The organism is Arthrobacter sp. ZGTC212, assembly GCF_002929255.1.
Classification (GTDB): Bacteria; Actinomycetota; Actinomycetes; order Actinomycetales; family Micrococcaceae; genus Arthrobacter_B; species Arthrobacter_B sunyaminii.
In genome coordinates this window covers 1-646 of the sequence record NZ_PJIJ01000039.1, presented here as the reverse complement: position 1 = coordinate 646, position 646 = coordinate 1, and the positions used below count along the sequence as shown (strand labels likewise).

The following is a 646-nucleotide window of genomic DNA, read 5'->3' as shown; positions in this document are numbered from 1 at the left end:
TGCGTTATTGCGCGGCGACAAAGCTTTTCACGCACCCACTGGCCCGCACCCCCAAGGCCGGCCAAGGAATCCCCATGAGTTGTACCAAGGAGAACTTCGTGTTCGTGAAAAGCACCATCGCCGCCCTCGTTGCCCTGACTTCCCTGACCGGGACGGCCGCAGCCCCTTCAGCCATCGCCCAGGCATCCAGCCCGTCACCCGTAACCCTCGGGCAGCCCCTCGCAGCAGCACACGCCCACAACGATTACGAGCACGACCGCCCGCTGTTCGACGCCCTGGAACACGGCTTCACCAGCGTGGAAGCCGACGTCTGGCTGGTTGACGGCGAGCTCCTCGTGGCCCACGATCTGGAGGACGTCCAGCCCGGCGTCACGCTCGAAAGCCTCTACCTGGACCCGCTGGAAGACCTGGTCCGCCAGCAGGGCCACAGCGTGTATCCGGGATGGGACGGCAGCCTGCAGCTCCTGATCGACATCAAGAGCGAAGGCGAAGCCACCTATGCCGCCATTGAGCAGGAACTGGCCGAGCACCGCGACATCATGAGCCGCTACAGCCAGGGCAAAACCAAGACCGGCCCCGTCACCGCGGTCATTAGCGGCAACCGCCCGCTGGCCACCATGCAGGCGCAGGAGAAGCGGTTCTCGTT

Annotated in this window: 1 pseudogene; it reads left to right on the top strand. The window is 65.0% G+C overall.

From position 1 onward, the window contains the following. Positions 1 to 98: 98 nt before the first annotated feature. A pseudogene (locus CXQ89_RS17735) lies at positions 99 to 646 on the top strand (hypothetical protein); the annotation flags it as partial.